General features: G+C 42.1%; 15 protein-coding genes. 5 read left to right on the plus strand and 10 right to left on the minus strand.

Going from position 1 to position 18,281, the window contains the following annotated elements:
• Positions 1-55 precede the first annotated feature (55 nt).
• The 3 genes from GNIT_RS13230 to GNIT_RS13240 form a co-directional block, all read right to left on the minus strand.
• A complete protein-coding gene (locus GNIT_RS13230) occupies positions 56-430 on the minus strand; it encodes a VOC family protein (RefSeq protein ID WP_014109753.1) in 375 nt (124 codons plus the stop codon).
• A gap of 85 nt (positions 431-515) precedes the next feature.
• On the minus strand, positions 516-956 hold the full coding sequence (locus GNIT_RS13235; protein WP_014109754.1) for a host attachment protein: 441 nt from the start codon (positions 954-956) through the stop codon (positions 516-518).
• A gap of 68 nt (positions 957-1,024) precedes the next feature.
• Positions 1,025-1,777, minus strand: a complete 753-nt coding sequence (locus GNIT_RS13240; protein ID WP_014109755.1) for a PRC-barrel domain-containing protein — start codon at positions 1,775-1,777, stop codon at positions 1,025-1,027.
• Positions 1,778-2,139: 362 nt separating this feature from the next.
• Between GNIT_RS13240 and GNIT_RS13245 the strand changes: the two genes are divergently transcribed.
• From GNIT_RS13245 to GNIT_RS13255, 3 genes are all read left to right on the plus strand, one after another.
• Complete coding sequence (locus GNIT_RS13245; RefSeq protein WP_014109757.1) at positions 2,140-3,165, plus strand: MBL fold metallo-hydrolase; 1,026 nt, start codon at positions 2,140-2,142, stop codon at positions 3,163-3,165.
• Positions 3,166-3,373: 208 nt separating this feature from the next.
• Complete coding sequence (locus GNIT_RS13250) at positions 3,374-4,267, plus strand: DNA ligase (RefSeq protein WP_014109758.1); 894 nt, start codon at positions 3,374-3,376, stop codon at positions 4,265-4,267.
• A 180-nt stretch (positions 4,268-4,447) separates the two neighbouring features.
• Positions 4,448-6,499 (plus strand): GAF domain-containing hybrid sensor histidine kinase/response regulator, encoded by a 2,052-nt coding sequence (locus GNIT_RS13255; RefSeq protein ID WP_014109759.1) that lies wholly within the window; start codon positions 4,448-4,450, stop codon positions 6,497-6,499.
• 47 nt (positions 6,500-6,546) lie between these two features.
• Here GNIT_RS13255 and GNIT_RS13260 read toward each other — a convergent pair whose 3' ends face one another.
• The gene (locus tag GNIT_RS13260) at positions 6,547-7,191 is read right to left on the minus strand and encodes a response regulator transcription factor (protein WP_014109760.1); all 645 of its coding nucleotides are present in this window, start codon (positions 7,189-7,191) and stop codon (positions 6,547-6,549) included.
• 10 nt (positions 7,192-7,201) lie between these two features.
• Positions 7,202-9,145, minus strand: a complete 1,944-nt coding sequence (gene acs / locus GNIT_RS13265) for an acetate--CoA ligase (RefSeq protein WP_014109761.1) — start codon at positions 9,143-9,145, stop codon at positions 7,202-7,204.
• 261 nt (positions 9,146-9,406) lie between these two features.
• On the opposite strand from acs, the gene GNIT_RS13270 reads away from it, so the two are divergent.
• Together GNIT_RS13270 and GNIT_RS13275 are read left to right on the plus strand one after the other, a co-directional pair.
• Positions 9,407-10,576, plus strand: coding sequence for a DcaP family trimeric outer membrane transporter (locus GNIT_RS13270; protein ID WP_014109762.1), 1,170 nt, complete (start codon positions 9,407-9,409; stop codon positions 10,574-10,576).
• Positions 10,577-10,771: 195 nt separating this feature from the next.
• Positions 10,772-11,917: an HDOD domain-containing protein gene (locus tag GNIT_RS13275; protein ID WP_014109763.1), complete on the plus strand. Its 1,146-nt coding sequence runs from the start codon at positions 10,772-10,774 to the stop codon at positions 11,915-11,917.
• Between the two features lie 21 nt (positions 11,918-11,938).
• On the opposite strand, the gene GNIT_RS13280 is transcribed toward GNIT_RS13275, so the two are convergent.
• The 5 genes from GNIT_RS13280 to GNIT_RS13300 form a co-directional block, all read right to left on the minus strand.
• Positions 11,939-12,991: an aldo/keto reductase gene (locus tag GNIT_RS13280; RefSeq protein WP_014109764.1), complete on the minus strand. Its 1,053-nt coding sequence runs from the start codon at positions 12,989-12,991 to the stop codon at positions 11,939-11,941.
• 249 nt (positions 12,992-13,240) lie between these two features.
• A complete protein-coding gene (locus GNIT_RS13285; protein ID WP_014109765.1) occupies positions 13,241-14,158 on the minus strand; it encodes a histone deacetylase family protein in 918 nt (305 codons plus the stop codon).
• Positions 14,159-16,003 (minus strand): bifunctional acetyl-CoA hydrolase/transferase family protein/GNAT family N-acetyltransferase, encoded by a 1,845-nt coding sequence (locus GNIT_RS13290; protein WP_014109766.1) that lies wholly within the window; start codon positions 16,001-16,003, stop codon positions 14,159-14,161. It lies immediately after the preceding gene.
• Positions 16,004-16,229: 226 nt separating this feature from the next.
• Complete coding sequence (locus GNIT_RS13295; RefSeq protein WP_014109767.1) at positions 16,230-17,375, minus strand: 2-hydroxyacid dehydrogenase; 1,146 nt, start codon at positions 17,373-17,375, stop codon at positions 16,230-16,232.
• A gap of 143 nt (positions 17,376-17,518) precedes the next feature.
• Entirely contained in the window at positions 17,519-18,013 is a 495-nt protein-coding gene (locus GNIT_RS13300; RefSeq protein WP_014109768.1) for a GNAT family N-acetyltransferase, read from the minus strand.
• Between the last annotated feature and the right edge of the window lie 268 nt (positions 18,014-18,281).

The following is an 18,281-nucleotide window of genomic DNA, read 5'->3' on the forward strand; positions in this document are numbered from 1 at the left end:
GTCAAAGCATAACTCGCATGACGATGGCTAATAAATTCAGCGCGGTAACGCTACCTTATCGATGCAAAACGCACAACTTGTTGCCAGCTGGATCAAGCAAATAGGCCAAATATAACTTCATGCTACCGCCTTCACGCCAGCCGGGAGGATCTTCACAATCGGTCCCACCGTTCGCTAGTCCCGCCGCGTGCCAAGCGTCCGCAATATCTGTTGTAGCAGCGGAGAATCCAATAGTGGTCCCGTTACCATGACTAGCAGGCTCACCGTCGATAGGTTTAGTTACAGCGAATATACCGCTATCGGTAAAATAAAAGCAGCGTCCCTTTTCGTCTATGACACCAGGCTCAAAACCCAGCGCTCCGAAAGTAGCATCATAAAATTTCTTTGATTCTTGAATATCGTTAGCGCCCAACATGATGTGACTAAACATGTAAACATCCTTACAAATTGATTGAGGAAGTAATGTACAACACCGATTAGTCGAAAGCAAAGCGCTTGTTTTTTTACAAGAAGCGCTAATGTTTATTAATTAATTTCAGCAGTTCAACATTATCCTTTGAAATTGCGTCTTTACTTATCGTGTGGTCTATCAAGGCCGCTAAATTAGAAGAGAAATTATTTCTGAGCAAACCCATTGTTTTTGGCTCAGCAATAATATCGACGCTCTGAAGTTTATCTTTTTTTCGCGCCTGCTCAAGCTGGTCTGCAACTTCCTTAACGAAGTTTTCACGGGCTTTATCTGTCGGCGACATTTCCACGCTCATAGAATCTCGACCATGAATATTCTTTCCTCCTGACATCACGCCGGGTCGATCGCTTACTATGTCTTTATCTTGTTTATGAGCGAAGCTGTTACCGAGTCCTCCTATCTTCTGCAAGCTTTTGCCCTCGTCAGTGTATTTGAAAAATGTCGCTTCTGAACCATTAGCGACAACTAGCCATGATTGCTTTTGCATAAATTTCTCCGTCTTAGGTATTTTTTGCTACTTATAATAATTTTAAAACGTAGCAAAACTAGGTATTATTAAGATTTAAGTCGCTTTGCGTCTTGGGTAACTTTAGCCCTATATTCCGTATCATTTAATTTGTCTGGCTCATATTCCGGGCAGACGTCAATTTCTTGAATGCTTAGTTTGCATTTTACGGTTTTACTTTCCCAGCTTATGCCATCAACTTGTTTGGGAGTTATCAGTACTTTTTTACCACCGGGGAGCCAGTTTCTCGTATCAATGACAATATATTTCAATGACCAATCGTATGTATCCAAAATGAAGTCGTGCACGTGGCCTTTGCTGCCATCAATTTCTTCCACGTCGTAATCTTGGATCTCGTCGGCGGAGCGCAGGTGATTTGTCTTCTCAATTTCCGTTTTTTGAATGACAGCATGGGACAACATATCACGGTTGGTTAAAGCGCCAGGATAATGGTAATCCCCCCAGGCACTCTCCCCTGTCCAGTAATAACCGTAACCAAAATAATCGAAGTACCTCTTTTCAAATTCACGGGATACGGTTTCTTGTTCTTCAACTTTAGGGCAGTTCTCAACCATTTCTTTGGTCATAGATACTCTAATTTCAGCATCATCAACATGGAATTTGAACAATGCTATTGGACTCAATAAGACCTTTTGGCTGAGGGGTAACCAAGCGTGGGTGTCAACAACTAAAAAGCGAGTTGTCCAGTAGCGGTCGTCAAAATAGACATCCTTTACTCTTCCCAACTCACCATCACTGGCCTTGATATTTTTTGAGGTCAATTGCTTGAGGTTTATAAACATATTCTCCTCCTCTTTAATCGAATCGGATTTACTAAACAAGGAACATTAAACGCATTGTCGTATGCAGGTTCACTTCCTATTTTTACTAACACTAAAGCAGATTCGCTTTAGTGCTTTGCTCATGTGTTGGTTTAGAATACATAGCTTAACTATAGTTCAAATTATCAAAAATTCCACCTCGCCACCGACGCTTACATCATTAGAATCTAGTTGAAATGATGGTTGCTGCAAGCCAGCACTTGTCGATTACAACGCTTGTGCATTCAGTTTTCTAATACTTGATAATTCATAATTGTGCTTGGTATTACTGCGCATTATTGTTTTTAATGAACATTCAAGAATAATTATATTACGGAGCATCCATGCCAATTACTTTTATAGACGTGCCTATTCCAGAATCAGGCACACTGCAAAAAGTGGCTCCTGATATTTTTTGGTTGCGCATGCCGTTGCCGTTCGACCTCGACCATATTAATTTATATTTATTGGAAGATGGTGATGAAGGATATGCGTTGATCGACACCGGCATCGGGACTAGTCGTGTTGAAGAGCTTTGGGAGGCATTGCTTGCTGAGTTAAAAAAACCAATTACCAAAGTGATCGTGACCCACATGCACCCAGATCATATTGGCATGGCCGGATATCTAGTGGAAAAATTCAGAGTACCGCTGTACATGAGTCATTCCGAGTACTTTGTTGCTCGAGCTCTATCTGCCGGCAGCCGAGGTGCGTCAGATTGGCAAGATGATGAATATTTAGTGCGCTGCGGAATGTCGCAAGAATATGTAGCAAAGGCAAAACAAAATCGCAAAGAGAGCAAAGGAGTTGGTCAGGTTATTCGCCCTATTCCGCTACAGTACGAGCGTTTAGAGGAAGGAGATACCATTCCCATCGGTAGCGACGAGTGGCAGGTTATGATCGGTCGTGGACACTCTCCTGAACATGTTTGCTTGTATAGCGAGCAAAGAGCGGTGCTTATTTCAGGCGACCATGTGTTACCGGGGATATCTCCCAACATTGGCGTTTACAGCACCGAACCAAATGCGAATGCATTGGAGCAATATTTAACTACCCTGCCGCAATTCCTGAACTTACCGAAGAATACGCTTGTGTTACCTTCACATAAACAGCCTTTCCATGGATTACATATTCGCGTGAATGAACTGATTGAGCATCATCATCTTCACTTGGATAATTTACGTGCATTTTGTCAACAAGCTAAGACCATCAATGACTGTCTTCCGATTTTGTTTAAACGCAAACTTAATCCTCACAATATGTTTTTTGCAGTAGCTGAAGCTATTTCACACCTTAATTATTTGTATTTTTCAGGTGAGTTTAGCCGTGAAATAAATAAGGAAGGTCAGTTTATCTTCAAATCAAAATAATCCTCGGCTGAAGTTTAATGTCTTGCGCAACGCAATTAATCAATGATGTTCCGCCCCGCCCTTTTGACTAGTTTCAGCTAGGTACAGTTTCTATTACCTCATTTTAATCTTAGGATAATGCTTTTATTCCTCTTAAAAATGAAGGTCGCGCATATACAGCAAGCACGATGCTCATCTTAGCAACAGCGGAAGACGCAAGGAGTGTGTGATGATCTTTTATTCTAAATTCTCAATTGCAAAAGCAATATTGTTATTGTTGGCATCTTTTGTATTAGCGCTGTTTTTAGCAACTGAGAGCGCACAAGCTTTTAACGACACAAGCCTACCCAATGTGCAGCTTGCAGAAGTATATGATAAGCAAAATGTGCAAGATTACCTTATCAGCGAAAAGTATGACGGCGTTCGTGCCATTTGGAAAGATCGCACCCTGCAATCGCGAAGCGGAAATATTATTCATGCTCCAACTTGGTTTACCGAGGGATTACCAGACGTTTGGCTAGACGGTGAATTGTGGTATCGAAGAGGAGATTTCGAATATGTGGTTTCAACCGTCAACAAAGATATTCCTGTTAATAGCGAATGGAAAAACATTACTTACATGGTGTTTGATGCGCCAAACTACAACGCCGACTTTCAAAGCAGAGCAACTTTCTATACCAGCTTAATACAGAGTTTACACCTTGCGCATGTAAAAGCCGTCGACCAATTTAGCTTAACTACGAATGCAGAGTTATCTGCTTATTTAAAAAATTATGTCGCAGAGGGAGCTGAAGGGTTAATGCTACAAAAAGCTGATGCCAAATTCGCCGATGGACGCAGTAGTAATTTGCTCAAGCTCAAACCATATATGGACGCCGAAGCACGGGTATTAGCTCACTTAGAGGGAAAAGGTAAATACCGGGACAAAGTTGGTGCGATACTGGTGCTTTATTCTAACGCGTCAGGCAGTAAAATTACGTTCAAGATTGGTAGCGGGTTTAGTGATGAGGAAAGAGCTAATCCGCCACCAATAGGCAGCGTTGTTACTTTCAAGTATCACGGCTTTACTAAACGGGGCGTGCCTCGTTTTGCCAGCTACTTGCGAATGTATAAGCCATCGTAAAATCCATTATAAACTAAAGTATAATTATCTGCGTGACGCGCAGGAACATACCTGTACGATATAACAAACTCTCCTTTGCCAATCCTGATTTACACGATATAGTGAAGTGACAGGCTATCTAAGCAAATCAATGTACTATTTTCGCTAGATAAAATTTACGTTAACAAGGAGTGGAATTCGATGCAAAACCTCAAAGGCTTGTATCAGATCACCTCAAATAGCAATTTGTCGTACGACGAAAAAATGAATGCTTTGCTACAGCTTGGTTTGGATTATTTTAAGCTTGAACTTGCTATTATAAGCAAAATCGATGGCGACGTTTATACCGTCCTGCACGGCATATCGCCCGATAACTCGCTGCTTGTCGACACCACTTTTTCAGTAGCCGATACTTATTGTTTACATACCTTGGAGAACAACCAAGCCCTATCCTTCTATCATGCCGGTAAGAGTAATATAGCCCAACACCCGTGTTATCTAAATTTCGGTTTAGAAAGTTACATAGGTGCTCCTCTTGTGGTCGATGGTAAACGGTTTGGCACAATTAACTTTTCAGCAGCATCTCCGAGAACAAGTCCTTTTAGCGACGAGGAACATGAATGTATAGAATTACTTTCACATTGGGTTGGTAATGAAATAGCGCTTCGTGAAAAGCTCACACTTCTGCATGAGCAACAAAAGACAATGGCTCGCCAGCAAGATATATTGGAACAAATGGGGCAGTTAGCTGGTGTCGGCGCTTGGGAAGTTGACCTTATTAGTGAAAAAGTTTACTGGTCTGCAGTAACCAAAAAAATTCATGATGTGGATGCCGATTTCGAACCTGAGCTAGCAACAGGGATCAATTTTTACAAAGAAGGAGAAAATCGAGATCGTATCACCCAATTAATTAATAGAGTGATACAACAAGGTGGCCACTTTTCTGGAGAGTTCGAAATTATCACCCAAAAAGGCACCGCTAAATGGGTGGCCGTAAAAGGAAGAGCAGAGTTAGACGATGGCCAATGTGTAAGGTTAATCGGTGCATTTCAAGATATTACAAAACAAGTAGATTCTCGGGTTCAGTTAGAGAATAGACACAAAGAGCTATCTCTAGCGCTCGAAGCACGCAGTTTATTTTTAGCCAATATGAGCCATGAAATTCGCACGCCCATCAATGGTGTGTTAGGCATGTTACAAATATTAGAAACCTCATCACTTTCTTCTGAACAGCAACGCTTTTTGGGATTGGCAAAAGATAGTGCGATATCTTTACTAGGCATCATCAGTGATATATTAGATTTCACTAAAGTTGATTCAGGCAAGTTAACCCTCGAAAAAGTGCCCGTAGATATCAACCTATTACTTAACAACTGCGTCGATATTTTCAATCCTAGAGCCGAAAGTAAATCAATAAGTTTGACAAAACAACTTGATTCTACACAGCGCGTTAAGGCACTTACCGATCCAACCCGTCTGCGTCAAATTTGCTCAAACCTGCTGTCAAACGCAATTAAATTCACACATCATGGGCAGGTCAATATCAAGACCCAACTGACCTTGCGCGATAGCAAACGAGCCACGTTGACGATAATAGTTGAAGACACCGGAATGGGGATCACTGAGGCACAGAAAGCGCATTTATTTTCACCTTTTAGCCAAGCCGACGTTTCCACTACCCGTAAATTCGGTGGTACAGGACTAGGACTATCAATCACTCAAAAGATATGCCAACTAATGGGGGGTGATATAGGCATTGAAAGCACGTTAAATAGAGGCAGCGAATTCAAAGCAACGATCAGCGTTGAGCTCATCGATGACGAAGAACAAACGTTGGACTCCAACGATGTTATGCCTAAAACGGTAGATTTGAGTCACCTTGAAGTATTAGTAGTTGAAGACAATGAAATCAATCAGGTGGTTGTAGGGGAAATGTTAAAGCAGCGAAACATTACTTATGACATTGTAAATGATGGCGTTGAAGCATTGGCACATATTCAACATGAAGCAGACCGTGGACGTTCATTTTCGTTAATTTTAATGGATTGCCAAATGCCAAATATGGATGGATATGACACTACGAGACATATCAGGCAGCTACCAACACCTATTGCAACAATCCCTATTATTGCGTTGACTGCAAACGCCATGTCAGAGGAACGTGACAAATGTTTCGCCTGCGGTATGAATGAGTATTTATCTAAACCAGTAGAACGTTCGTTATTGTATTCTATGCTCGAGAAGTTCGCCTAAGGGGGCTTTCTATCCCATCATTTAATCCGTTTGCAAACAAACAGTGGCTACTTTGCTGGCGGCTCTAGCTGAAGTTCACTGGCGATTAAGACAGCTTGTGTGCGATTGTTGATGCTCAGTTTTCTGAATATTGCAGTAACATGAGCTTTCACTGTGGCCTCTGCTATATCTAAGTTGTAGCCAATTTGTTTATTAAGCAATCCATCACGCATGTAACACAACACCTTATATTGCGCTGGCGTGAGGCTTGCAACATTTTCAGCTAATACAGAGAAGTCCTCATCAACGTGTTCAATTTGCTGCCTAACGCTCTCCGGCACCCAAACGTCACCATCTAACATTGCGTTTACCGCATCACCAATATTTTTTGCGCTCGCTGTTTTTGGAATAAAACCCATTGCGCCAACGCCAATTACTTTAGATATTAGAGATGCATCCTCAGTGCCAGAAACAACCGCAATAGGAAGGTCAGGGAAGGTTTTTTGAATATGCAGTAATCCAAACAAGTCGCTGCTGCCAGGCATGTGCAAATCCAGTAAAAGCAAGTCTACATCGTGTTCGTGCAGTACTTTTACCGTTTCATTTAAATCACCAGATTCAAGTATATTCAGATCACTAAACGCCATACATAACGCCCCTTTCAGGGCGTCACGATACAGAGGATGGTCGTCTGCTATAAGCAGGTTTACCATACCAATTCCCTTATTTGTTCAATCGCTCCTTCACCAGTGTATCAACAACTGATGGATCTGCCAACGTTGATGTATCACCCAAATTATCGTGCTCATTCGCAGCAATTTTACGAAGAATACGGCGCATTATTTTACCTGAGCGCGTTTTCGGCAATCCCTTAGTCCACTGAATAATATCTGGTGTGGCTATTGGGCTTAACTCTGTGCGAACCCACTTGCGAATTTCAGCAGTCAGTTCGTCGCTCACTTCAACACCTTCGTTTGGCGTGATGTAAACATAGATCCCTTGACCTTTTATGTCGTGAGGAAAACCGACAACAGCAGCTTCGGCAACATCAGGGTGAGCCACTAGTGCACTTTCAATTTCTGCAGTGCCAAGTCTGTGACCAGATACGTTGAGTACATCGTCAACACGCCCAGTGATCCAATAATAGTCATCTTCGTCGCGACGACATCCATCGCCAGTAAAGTATACGCCTGGATAGGCGCTGAAATAAGTTTCAATAAACCGTTTATGATCGCCATAAACTGTTCGTGCTTGGCTTGGCCAGCTATCCTTGATAACCAGATTACCTTCAGCAACACCTTCTAATTCATTTCCCTCAGCATCAAATAGTGCAGGCTGAATACCAAACATTGGGCGCGATGCTGAGCCTGGTTTTAACGCATGGACTGTTGGCATTGGCGCAATCATCATGCCGCCAGTTTCTGTTTGCCACCACGTGTCAATAATAGGACATCTGCTTTGTCCAATAGTACGGTAATACCATTCCCATGCTTCCGGATTGATAGGTTCACCGACTGACCCAAGGATCCGCAATGAAGAAAGATCGCAACCTTCAACAGGCTTTTCACCATGCGCCATTAGCGCGCGTATTGCAGTAGGAGCAGTGTACAGCGAGGTCACTTTATATTTTTCAACGATTTGCGCAATTCTTCTCACGTCAGGATAAGTAGGCACCCCTTCAAAGAAGACTTGTGAAGCGCCATTTGATAATGGACCATAAACGATATAGCTGTGACCAGTAATCCAACCTACATCAGCTGAGCACCAGAAAATATCGTCTTCACGATAGTCGAATGCGTATTTAAACGTCATGCTTGTATACAGCAAGTATCCGCCCGTTGTGTGAACCACTCCTTTAGGTTGGCCAGTCGAACCTGAGGTATATAGAATGAAGAGAGGATCTTCGGCATTCATCACTTCCGGTTCACATTGAGCCGAGCAGTCTTCAATCAGATCGTGCCACCATACATCGACATTGTTCGTTGTAACGTCTCCGCCAGTTAATTTATGCACAACAACAGCGGTAATTGACGAGCAAGCTCCATCTGCAAGCGCTTTATCCACATTAGCTTTTAAGGGCACTGACCGTCCCGCTCGGCGACCTTCATCACAGGTGATAATCACTTTAGCTTTGCTATCGTTGATACGATCGGCAATTGCGTTTGGTGAGAAACCACCAAAAATAACCGAATGAACAGCGCCAATGCGGGCGCAAGCTAGCATTGCATAAGTAGCGTGAGGGACCATAGGCATATAAAGTGCAACGCGGTCGCCTTTCTTCACGCCCAGCTTTTTCAAACCGTTTGCAAGTTTACAAACCTCATAGTGAAGCTCTTGATAAGACACCTTTTGGCTATCATTAGGAGAGTCACCTTCCCAAAATAAAGCCGTCTTTTTGGCACGTGTTGCTAAATGACGATCAATACAGTTATAACTAACGTTTAATTCACCGTCTTCAAACCACTTAATTGACAGATTTGAAGCATCAAAACTTGTGTTTTTAATGATAGTGGGCTTTTTGTACCATTCAATCTGAGTCATCTGCTCAGCCCAAAATGCGTCAGGATCGTTTACCGATTGCTCATACATCGACGCATAAAGCTCTGGCGTAAGCAACGTTTCTTTCTTATAGGATTCAGGTACTGGATAAAGCTTTTTGGCCGACATAATGTTGTCCCCGTTTTAAACATTCTAAAAATAATTTCCATTAATGCTCTTACAATAAACTTAAATGAGCAAACAAAAATGAGACTTTGGTATGATTAGAAAATAATTATTCTTGTTAATTAACTGCGACTTTAGTCTTATAGACCATTCGCTAATTTGCAATTTAATTAGTTCGCGTAAAATCACAAAAATTAACCAATAATTTACACGCTATTAACTATAAAACACACACTATTAACGTTTAAGAATATGGATACGAATATGAAAAATTCAATTTTAAAGTCCGCATTAGCGGTTTCTTTAGCACTAGGCGTTTCGGCTGTTTCATTGAATGCCCAAGCAGATATGTTGCAAGGTACCGATGTAAAATTCAGTGGATATTTCAAAGTAGACGCTATGTTCAGTAATTACTCTGATGGTTCATTACCCGCTCAAAATCTTGGTCGAGATTTTTATGTGCCAAGCTTAACCCCAGTTGGTGGCGCCGAAGAAAGTACACAATTTGATGCGCACGCTAAGCAAACTCGCTTTCGTTTTACCTCCAACACAAAGACCGACGAAGGGGACAGTATTACAGGCGTTTTAGAATTAGATTTCTTGGTAACCCCGGGAGGTAATGAGCGTGTCAGTAACTCATATGTTCCACGTATTCGCCATGCGTTTATTAATTACAAAGGTTGGACAGTTGGACAAACTTGGACAACTTTCCAAGATGTTAAAACGTTGCCGGAGTCAGTTGATTTTGTTGGCACAACGGATGGTGTAGTCTTCGGTCGCCAAGCACTTGTTAAATATACAACAGGTGCGTGGGAGTTCGCACTTGAAAACTCTGAATCCACAATAACGCCTTTTGGTGGCGGTGCAAGAATTGTATCCGATGACGGCGCGGTTCCAGACGCAGTCGTCCGTTATACGCACACGGCTGACTGGGGCCATGTATCAGTTGCAGGTCTTCTTCGTCAGTTAAACCTTGAAGTTCCAAATGCAATTGATGACTCGGTAACATCGGCTGGTATCAGCATTACTTCAAAAATCAAAGTCGGTGACAAAGATGATGTCAGATTGTCATTTACAACGGGCTCGGGTTTAGGTCGCTACATTGGATTAAACACGGTCAATGGTGCAGTGCTTGACGCAAGTGGCAACTTAGAAACCATCGATTCAACTGCCTATGCAGTTGCCTATCGACATGTTTGGAACAATAAAATGCGCTCAACCGTTTCGTATTCAGCACTGTCTGTTGACAACGATGTTGCACTTACCGGTTTATCAGCAACGGAAAGCACCTACAGCGTAAGTGCTAACTTACTATATTCACCCACTGCCAAAATTACGGTGGGCGGCGAAATTAAACAAGCAACGAGAGAAGTAGAATCAGGCGCAGACGGTGATATGACCCGCGTTCAATTTACGATGAAATACGCATTTTAAGGTTTACTCCCAGTTAGCTATATAGTGTAAGAATAAAAGTCTACGCCGATAAGCGTAGACTTTTTTATTCGACCTCGTTTTTAAACTTTTGTATTGTTCTGCTAAAAATATACCTTTAGATCAAATTCTATGCATAACCCAAACTCATGCCTATAGTAAGATACAGAGACAACTAAAGCTTACGCGAGGCGCCCTGTGCCCTTAGATATCATCATTAACTCAATTGCAATAGCAGGACTAATTTTAGTACTGTTCTTATATCGCATGAGTAAGAAGTCGACTATTGCGACCAAAAACCCAAAAATGAAAAGCACCATCAACACTGGGACTTTTGCGGGGATTGGAGAGGCTTCAGAACCAAGCCCAAAACTTAGAAACCCTAAGGATGTTCCGGCGTTATCTGAAGATTTCACCAGCTTCGAGCTCCTAGAAGAAATTGCTGACGAAAAACAACGCAAACTGTTCGAGTCGGCGACAAGTTTAAAAAAACCGCATCCACTGTTGATGTCCCTCACTCGAAACATCAACGACCCAAAAGAGCTAATGGATATCATTAAGAACGACCCGGAATTAGTCGTAAAAGTCATCAAAGTAGCAAACTCATCCTTATTCGCTTTGCGCAAATCGATTACCACCATCAACCATGCCATTGTTTATCTGGGCGTTCTGCAGGCAAAAAATATTGCGATGCAGTTTGCACTAGAAAGCAGTGCAGAGTTCGTAACGAATGAGCAAAAGCAAGCCTACCATAAGATTTGGAAGGCGAGTTTCCTCGCAAGCTCAATAGGCTTATTGATTGCTAAAGATCTAAAGTTAGAAAACTCAGCCGAACTATCAACGCGCTGTTTATTAGACTATTTAGGTGATATTTCATTGCTAACAGCAAAACCTAAAATTGCTAAATACTATTTGAATCACTCTAGTTATTTTGCGCGAGTGAGAGGGATTCAAAAAGAGCTAGGAACTAATTCCGCAATAATGGGAACAAGCTTTGCAAAAAATGCGGAACTGCCGCAAGAGATTATTGACAGTATTAGCGCCAGCATGCTCCCGCTGGTTGATAAACTCAAAGATTCAGAGCTATTGTCGCAAGAGCAACAAAGCGTCGTAGTTTTTAGTTATTATGTTAGCCGTATTACCGATTTGATTGTGTTTGAACGGACGATGGATACTATCAACCTAGAGGAAATTAGTTTTGCCGAGAGCAGGTGCGAAAGCTTTTTCTATTCACAAGCACAAATAGAGCATTATGGTTTAGGTAGAATAAACGGCACCTTGAGAAAGCCACGTTTCAAGGACGATGTGAACGCAATCATAGAAAAGTTAGGGCTCGATTCCTAAATGAATCGGCCCTCTAGCGCCCTAAAACGGCGCTGTATATCGTTGCAATACCGCTTCAATGTCTGCCAAACAAGCATCAGATAGCGTTAAATCAAAAGCGTCAATATTCTCTTTCAACTGCGACATCTTAGTCGCCCCAATAATAGTCGACGTTACTCCATCCACTTGATCACACCAAGCAAGCGCCATCTGGCTTGGCGTCATACCGTGCTTTTTCGCGACTTCACAGTACGCAATAATAGCTTGCTCCGAATGCTCGGTATTGCGGAATAAACCTTGGCGTTGGGTAAGCGTCCAGCGACTCCCTTCGGGCCTTGCACCACCGATATATTTGCCCGACAACATGCCACTAGAGAGCGGAGACCAAGGCAAATAAGCAATGTTTTCAAATACGCAAGATTCAATCAAGTACGGCCAGTCTTTTATGTGAAGTAAGTTAAATTCATTTTGAATAGAAACTGGCTTTGCTACACCCAACTCTTCACAAAGCGTCAAATAAGTATGGATCCCCCAAGTCGTATCGTCTGATAGTCCCCAATGTCTTATTTTTCCGCTATCAAGCGCTTTCCCTAAACCTAAAACAATATCGCGCATACGCTTTTTTTCTGCTTTAACATTTTGCTGCGTAGCCATCACTTGATTAGGCCAATGCTTGCCAAAGTGCGGTGATGTTCTATTCGGCCAATGCAGTTGATAAACATCGATATAGTCAGTTTGCAGTCGTTCGAGAGAATCGTCGAGTGCTTGCTCAATTGTAGCACCACTGATCATTGAATTATCGCGCACATATTCAAAACCAGGGCCTGAAATTTTAGTTGCAATAATCAGCTTTGCTCGTTGTTCTGGGTTGCGGGCTAGCCAGTTTCCTATGCAACGCTCGGTATCACCGTGAGTTTGCTCTGAGGGCGGCACTGGATACATCTCTGCTGTATCAATAAAATTAACGCCACGCTCAATCGCATATTCAATTTGTTCATCAGCATCGGCCTGTGTGTTCTGTATCCCCCACGTCATGCTTCCTAAGCAGACGCGAGACACCGATAAACCAGAACTTCCAAGAGGAGAGTATTTCATTATTGTTTATTCCTTTTTCACCTGGACTACGCGAAACTATTTTACTAGTCAGCAGCACGAGGGCTTCAATCTAAAAGCCCCTATAGCGACCGCTTCACGTTCAGGGTTCTTGTTATAATAATTGTAGACATAGAATATACGTAGTTTTTCAAAAGTCGATTGCTACTTTGTTTCTCTTTCTTTAACACTCTTTTTCACTGTCTTTGCACTTCTCTTTTTTCTACGTCCTTTTAAAACACTTTCTCTACATTAATTCATCAAAGCTTTAATATGCGCCACAACACTGCGTGATAGTGCACTGAGTGCATATCCGCCTTCAAGCATAGACACTATTTTCCCGCCGCAGTGTTTATCTGCAATATGTTTAATTTGTGATGTAAGCCATTCGTAGTCAGCTTCGACAAGGCGCAAGTGACCTAAAGCATCTTCAGCGTGACCATCAAAGCCAGCGGATACAAATATCATTTCAGGTGCGAATGTATCAAGTTTATCAAACCAAGGCATTACCAATTCACGATATTCGCTGCCCTTTGTACCCGCAGGGATCGGAATATTGAGAATGTGATCATTGGTGGGCTTATCACCACTAAAAGGATAAAACGGGTGCTGAAATGAAGAACAAAATAGCACGCGTGGATCATCCTTAAAAATATCTTCAGTCCCATTACCGTGATGCACGTCAAAATCAACAATAGCTACTTTCTTCAAGTTATATTGGTCAAGCGCGTGAAGCGCGGCAACGGCAACATTATTGAAAATACAAAAGCCGCCTGACTTAGCATGTTCAGCATGATGGCCGGGGGGACGAACAGAGCAGAATGCCTTATTCGAATCACCGCTCATAATCAAATCCACTGCGTGCACTCCAGCTCCCGCAGCATGCATTGCAGCATTAAGTGACTGTGGCATCATCAGCGTATCGTCATCTAACCATTTATGACCTTCTGTTGGCGCTTCTTTAATGATCTTATCTACGAAATGCTTGTCGTGAGCGCGATAAAGCTGGGCCAAATCGGCAGGCGGCGTGTCAGCAAAGTGGATCGCAAACTCAACGCCTGATGAGATAATTTGATCGTTAATACTGTGTAACCTTGCTGGCTGTTCCGGATGTTCTGGGTCCATATCGTGCAATAAGCACTTAGGGCTACTTATAAATGTAATTGGCATTTAGCTCTCCTGTAAAAACAATACCAGTTCAACTTCTGCAGGATCTGGATTGAATACGCGCTTGAATTGAAATTGCTCAAACACGGTGATCATCGGCTTATTTTCGCTGCGCACGTAAGCCACCATTTTAGACACACCTCTTTGCTGAGCAATGCTGATCATCTGCTTCATCAATCGAGATGCCATACCTTTACCTTGCTGGTTTTCGCGGGTAATAAAGGCAACCTCACATGAATTGTCAGGATTCAAATAATAACGCCCAACAGCTTCAATTTTAACGCTAGAACCTTGCTGATTCACTATTGTTAGCGCAATGTCCTTCGTTTGATCAACGCTCACTAGATCACACGAATTTTGCCTACTCATTCCCTGAGGCACGTAGTTGTAGCGTAAACGCAAAGTTTCTTTAGTATGTGAATAGAAAAATTCTTGAAGACGCCTTTCATCTGCCGGGTTAAGTGGCCTCAGATAAAACATCTCGCCCTGAATTTCCATTTCTTGTAGCTGCAGTTCACCTAATTCGGGAATATCAGTAGGAAACTTAGTTTGATAGTCGGGTACCCAATAGTGCTGCCGCACCGATTCTAATAACGCTTGTCTGAATTTGGGGTGCGCTACTCTTATCAACTCCAGCGCGCGCTCACGAATACTCTTACCTTTTAAACTCGCTACGCCAAATTCAGTCACAATATAATGCACGTTGCCGCGAGACGTAACGACGCCAGCGCCTTCCTTAATGTTCGCAACAATACGAGAAACTGTTCCATTTTTTGCGGTTGAGGGCAATGCAATAATTGGCTTACCGCCCTTACTTAGTGTTGCTCCAGTGACAAAATCAACTTGACCACCAATGCCACTGTAAAAATCGTGTCCTATTGAGTCGGCCACAACTTGACCCGTTAAGTCGACTTCCAACGCACTGTTAATGGAAACAAGATTATCGTTTTTAGCAATATTAGTGGGTTTGTTGACATAGCTCGATGGGTAAAATTCAATGTGCGGATTGTTATGCACAAAATCATAAAGATGCTGCGTGCCCATGCAAAAACTGACAACCGATTTACCTGGGTGAAAAGTTTTAGCGCGGTTATTGATAACGCCACTTCGAATTAACTCGATAACACCGTCACTGATCATTTCGCTGTGAATGCCCAAGTTTTTATGCTTCCCCAAATAGCTGAGTGTCGCATCCGGTATTTTACCTATACCCAATTGCAAAGTTGAACCATTATCCACCAGCATCGCCACGTATTGACCGATACGCTCGTAAATGTCGCTCCTTTCAGCAGGCTTAATTTCCGGCAGCTTTTGCTCATGATGAATACATGCGGCAAATTCGGAAATGTGAAGAAAAGAATGTCCTGCAGTTCTCGGCATCTGCGGATTTATCTGGGCGACGATCTTTTTCGCAGAGCGTGCCGCAGACATCACAATATCAACTGACACACCAAGAGAACAATAGCCGAGTTGATCCGGCGGGCCAACCATAATAAGCGCAGCGTCTAAGGGTAAAATATCATTCGCAAACAAACTAGAAATTTCAGATAAAAAACAAGGTGTGTAGTCTGCCCTGCCCTCGTCTACGGCTTGGCGAATTACCTTACCGTGAATAAAAAAGGTGTTTACTTTAAACTGTTGCTGGTGCTCTGGAAGTGCCCAACGTTCGTCAGACAAGGTGCCAATATGAGTCACTTCGATATCTTTAATCTTCTTGCCATTTTCGATCAAACTATCAACAAGTGCATTTGGAATTGCGGCGTTAGAACCGAGAAAAATGCGGTCGCCCGACTTGATAATAGACGACCAATCAATTTGATTGTTGAACTGAGAGACAACTGATTGCATGAATATTTTCCATAAAAAGGGGGGAAACTAAGAACCTCCCTTATGATAATGAATTCAATGTCTATGTGCATTGATCTGAACCAAACTTGCGCGTTAAATATTCGCTAGTTGGTATGCACTAACCATAGTCTTATTTTCCAACGAACTCAAAGTAAGCCAAGCAACATACTTCGCTTACTCCTACATTTAACTGCGTATTTGTTGCAAGCGCCGAATTTCAGCAAGACTAGCTGCCGATGCTATAGCTTAATTCTGAGCCTCTTTTTCCATCTATAAACTCAGCAAAACTATCCAGCGTGGTTTGCGCAATATTACTCAAAGCCTCTTTTGTTAAAAATCCTTGATGTGAAGTAATTACCACATTATTAAAAGTAGTTAGCCTTGCGAAGACGTCATCGGTGATAACTTCTCCACTTTTATCATGAAAGAAAATACTCGCTTCTTCTTCATATACATCCAGACCCGCCGAGCCAATTTGCCCAGACTTCAAACCTTGAACCAATGCCTTTGTATCAATTAGCCCGCCTCTGCTTGTATTGATTATCATCACCTTCTCTTTCATTTTATTAAGCGCATTTTCATCAATCACATGCTGCGTTTGCTTTGTTAAAGGTGCGTGAAGCGTAATTATGTCGCTCGATTCAAGAAGTTGATCCAGGGAGACAAAGTTCACATTTGGATTAGCCTGAAACGCTTCATCGACGTTTATATCGTAAGCCAGCACCTTGCAACCAAAACCAAGTAGAATATTAATTAAACAACGACCAATTTTTCCGACACCAATAACCCCAACCGTTTTGCCGAACATATCGAAGCCTACAAGCCCATCTAAAACATACTGCCCATTTTTATTCCGCATATACGCCTGATGTAGCTTCCGATTGAGCATCATCATCAGTGCGACGGTGTGCTCAGCCACTGCATAAGGTGAATATTCAGGCACCCGCACGACATCGATTTTATGCTTTTTGCAGGCTTCTAAATCAACATTGTTAAACCCCGCACAACGCAAAGCGATAAGCTTTACGCCATATGCCGCTAACTTCGCGATAACGGGTTCGTTGCATTCATCGTTAACAAAAACGCAAACCGCTAAGCATCCTTTAGCCTGAATAGCAGATACTAAATTTAATGAGCTTGGTATATTGATGGCTTGAATATGCGAATGGAACTCACCGTCGAACGCAGCAATATCGTATGAGCGTGCATCGAACATGGCAACTTTAAGCTGTTTTTTTGCATTGTAACCAAAGGATTCTTGCTGAACTTCCAGAGCTTCTATAATTTGTTGGTAAGCAGCAGCGGATATACCTTCATACTGTGCGAGTAACTCATTAATAAACTTCATTCGTTCTTTATCTTGGATGCTCATCATCTTTCCTTGTGCTTTACGAAGGTGCAAAAATTTAAAACTCTGTATGTTGTAAACTCATTATAGATGCTAATGGCTAGTGTAGTGTTCGGTCAAAAAAGGTATTTGAAAAAGGTCGGCGCTTAGTGTTGCTAAAAAATATGTCAAGCAACAAAACGCATAGCCACATTACATCTTTCATAACTTTTGCCGTAGTTTTGCATTATCTCATTATCGTGTATGAAGCCATTCTTCTCGTAAAGATGGATAGCAGCTTCACATTTTGCATTAGTAAGCAAAAACAAACAGCTAACCTGCATTTTAATCGCTTCCTGAATAACATAGCGAAGCAACACCTCACCCACTTTTAGCCCGCGCACCGTCTCTAAAACCCCCATTTTTGTCAATTCAAAATTGCCATCACCTTTATTTAATAAGGCACAGGCACCGACAATACCGAGTGTTGAATGCTTTGCGAACCAAATTTTGCCGCCTTTATCAATAATGTATTTGCGTGGCTGCTGCAGTACTTGCTTGTCGATGTCTTCCAGTATAAACATCGCATTTATCCACTGCGCATTAATGCTTTCAAAGTGAGGAGCAAGTTGGTCGCTAAAAGGGAGAATTTCAATTTTATCGTTCATTGCTGCTGTGTCCATTTAGTGCTTTTTCATTGTTCTTTATTTATTTTCGAAAATAGAACGGGTTACATGTTTTATTGAAGTCACTTCAAAATAATCAACATGCACGCCGACTTCTCACGTCTAAACTTCGACCTCGGTAGTGTGGCCAAAAGTCAGTTTGAGAATATTAATAGAGTGCCTTCAATAGATTACCGTTGATAAAGTAAAGCACTGGTAAAAGGAGTCAAGCAGATAAATGGAGAACCCAGTAAATTTAGCCGCCAGACCACTACAGAAAAAAAAT

The organism is Glaciecola nitratireducens FR1064 (assembly GCF_000226565.1).
GTDB lineage: Bacteria > Pseudomonadota > Gammaproteobacteria > Enterobacterales > Alteromonadaceae > Glaciecola > Glaciecola nitratireducens.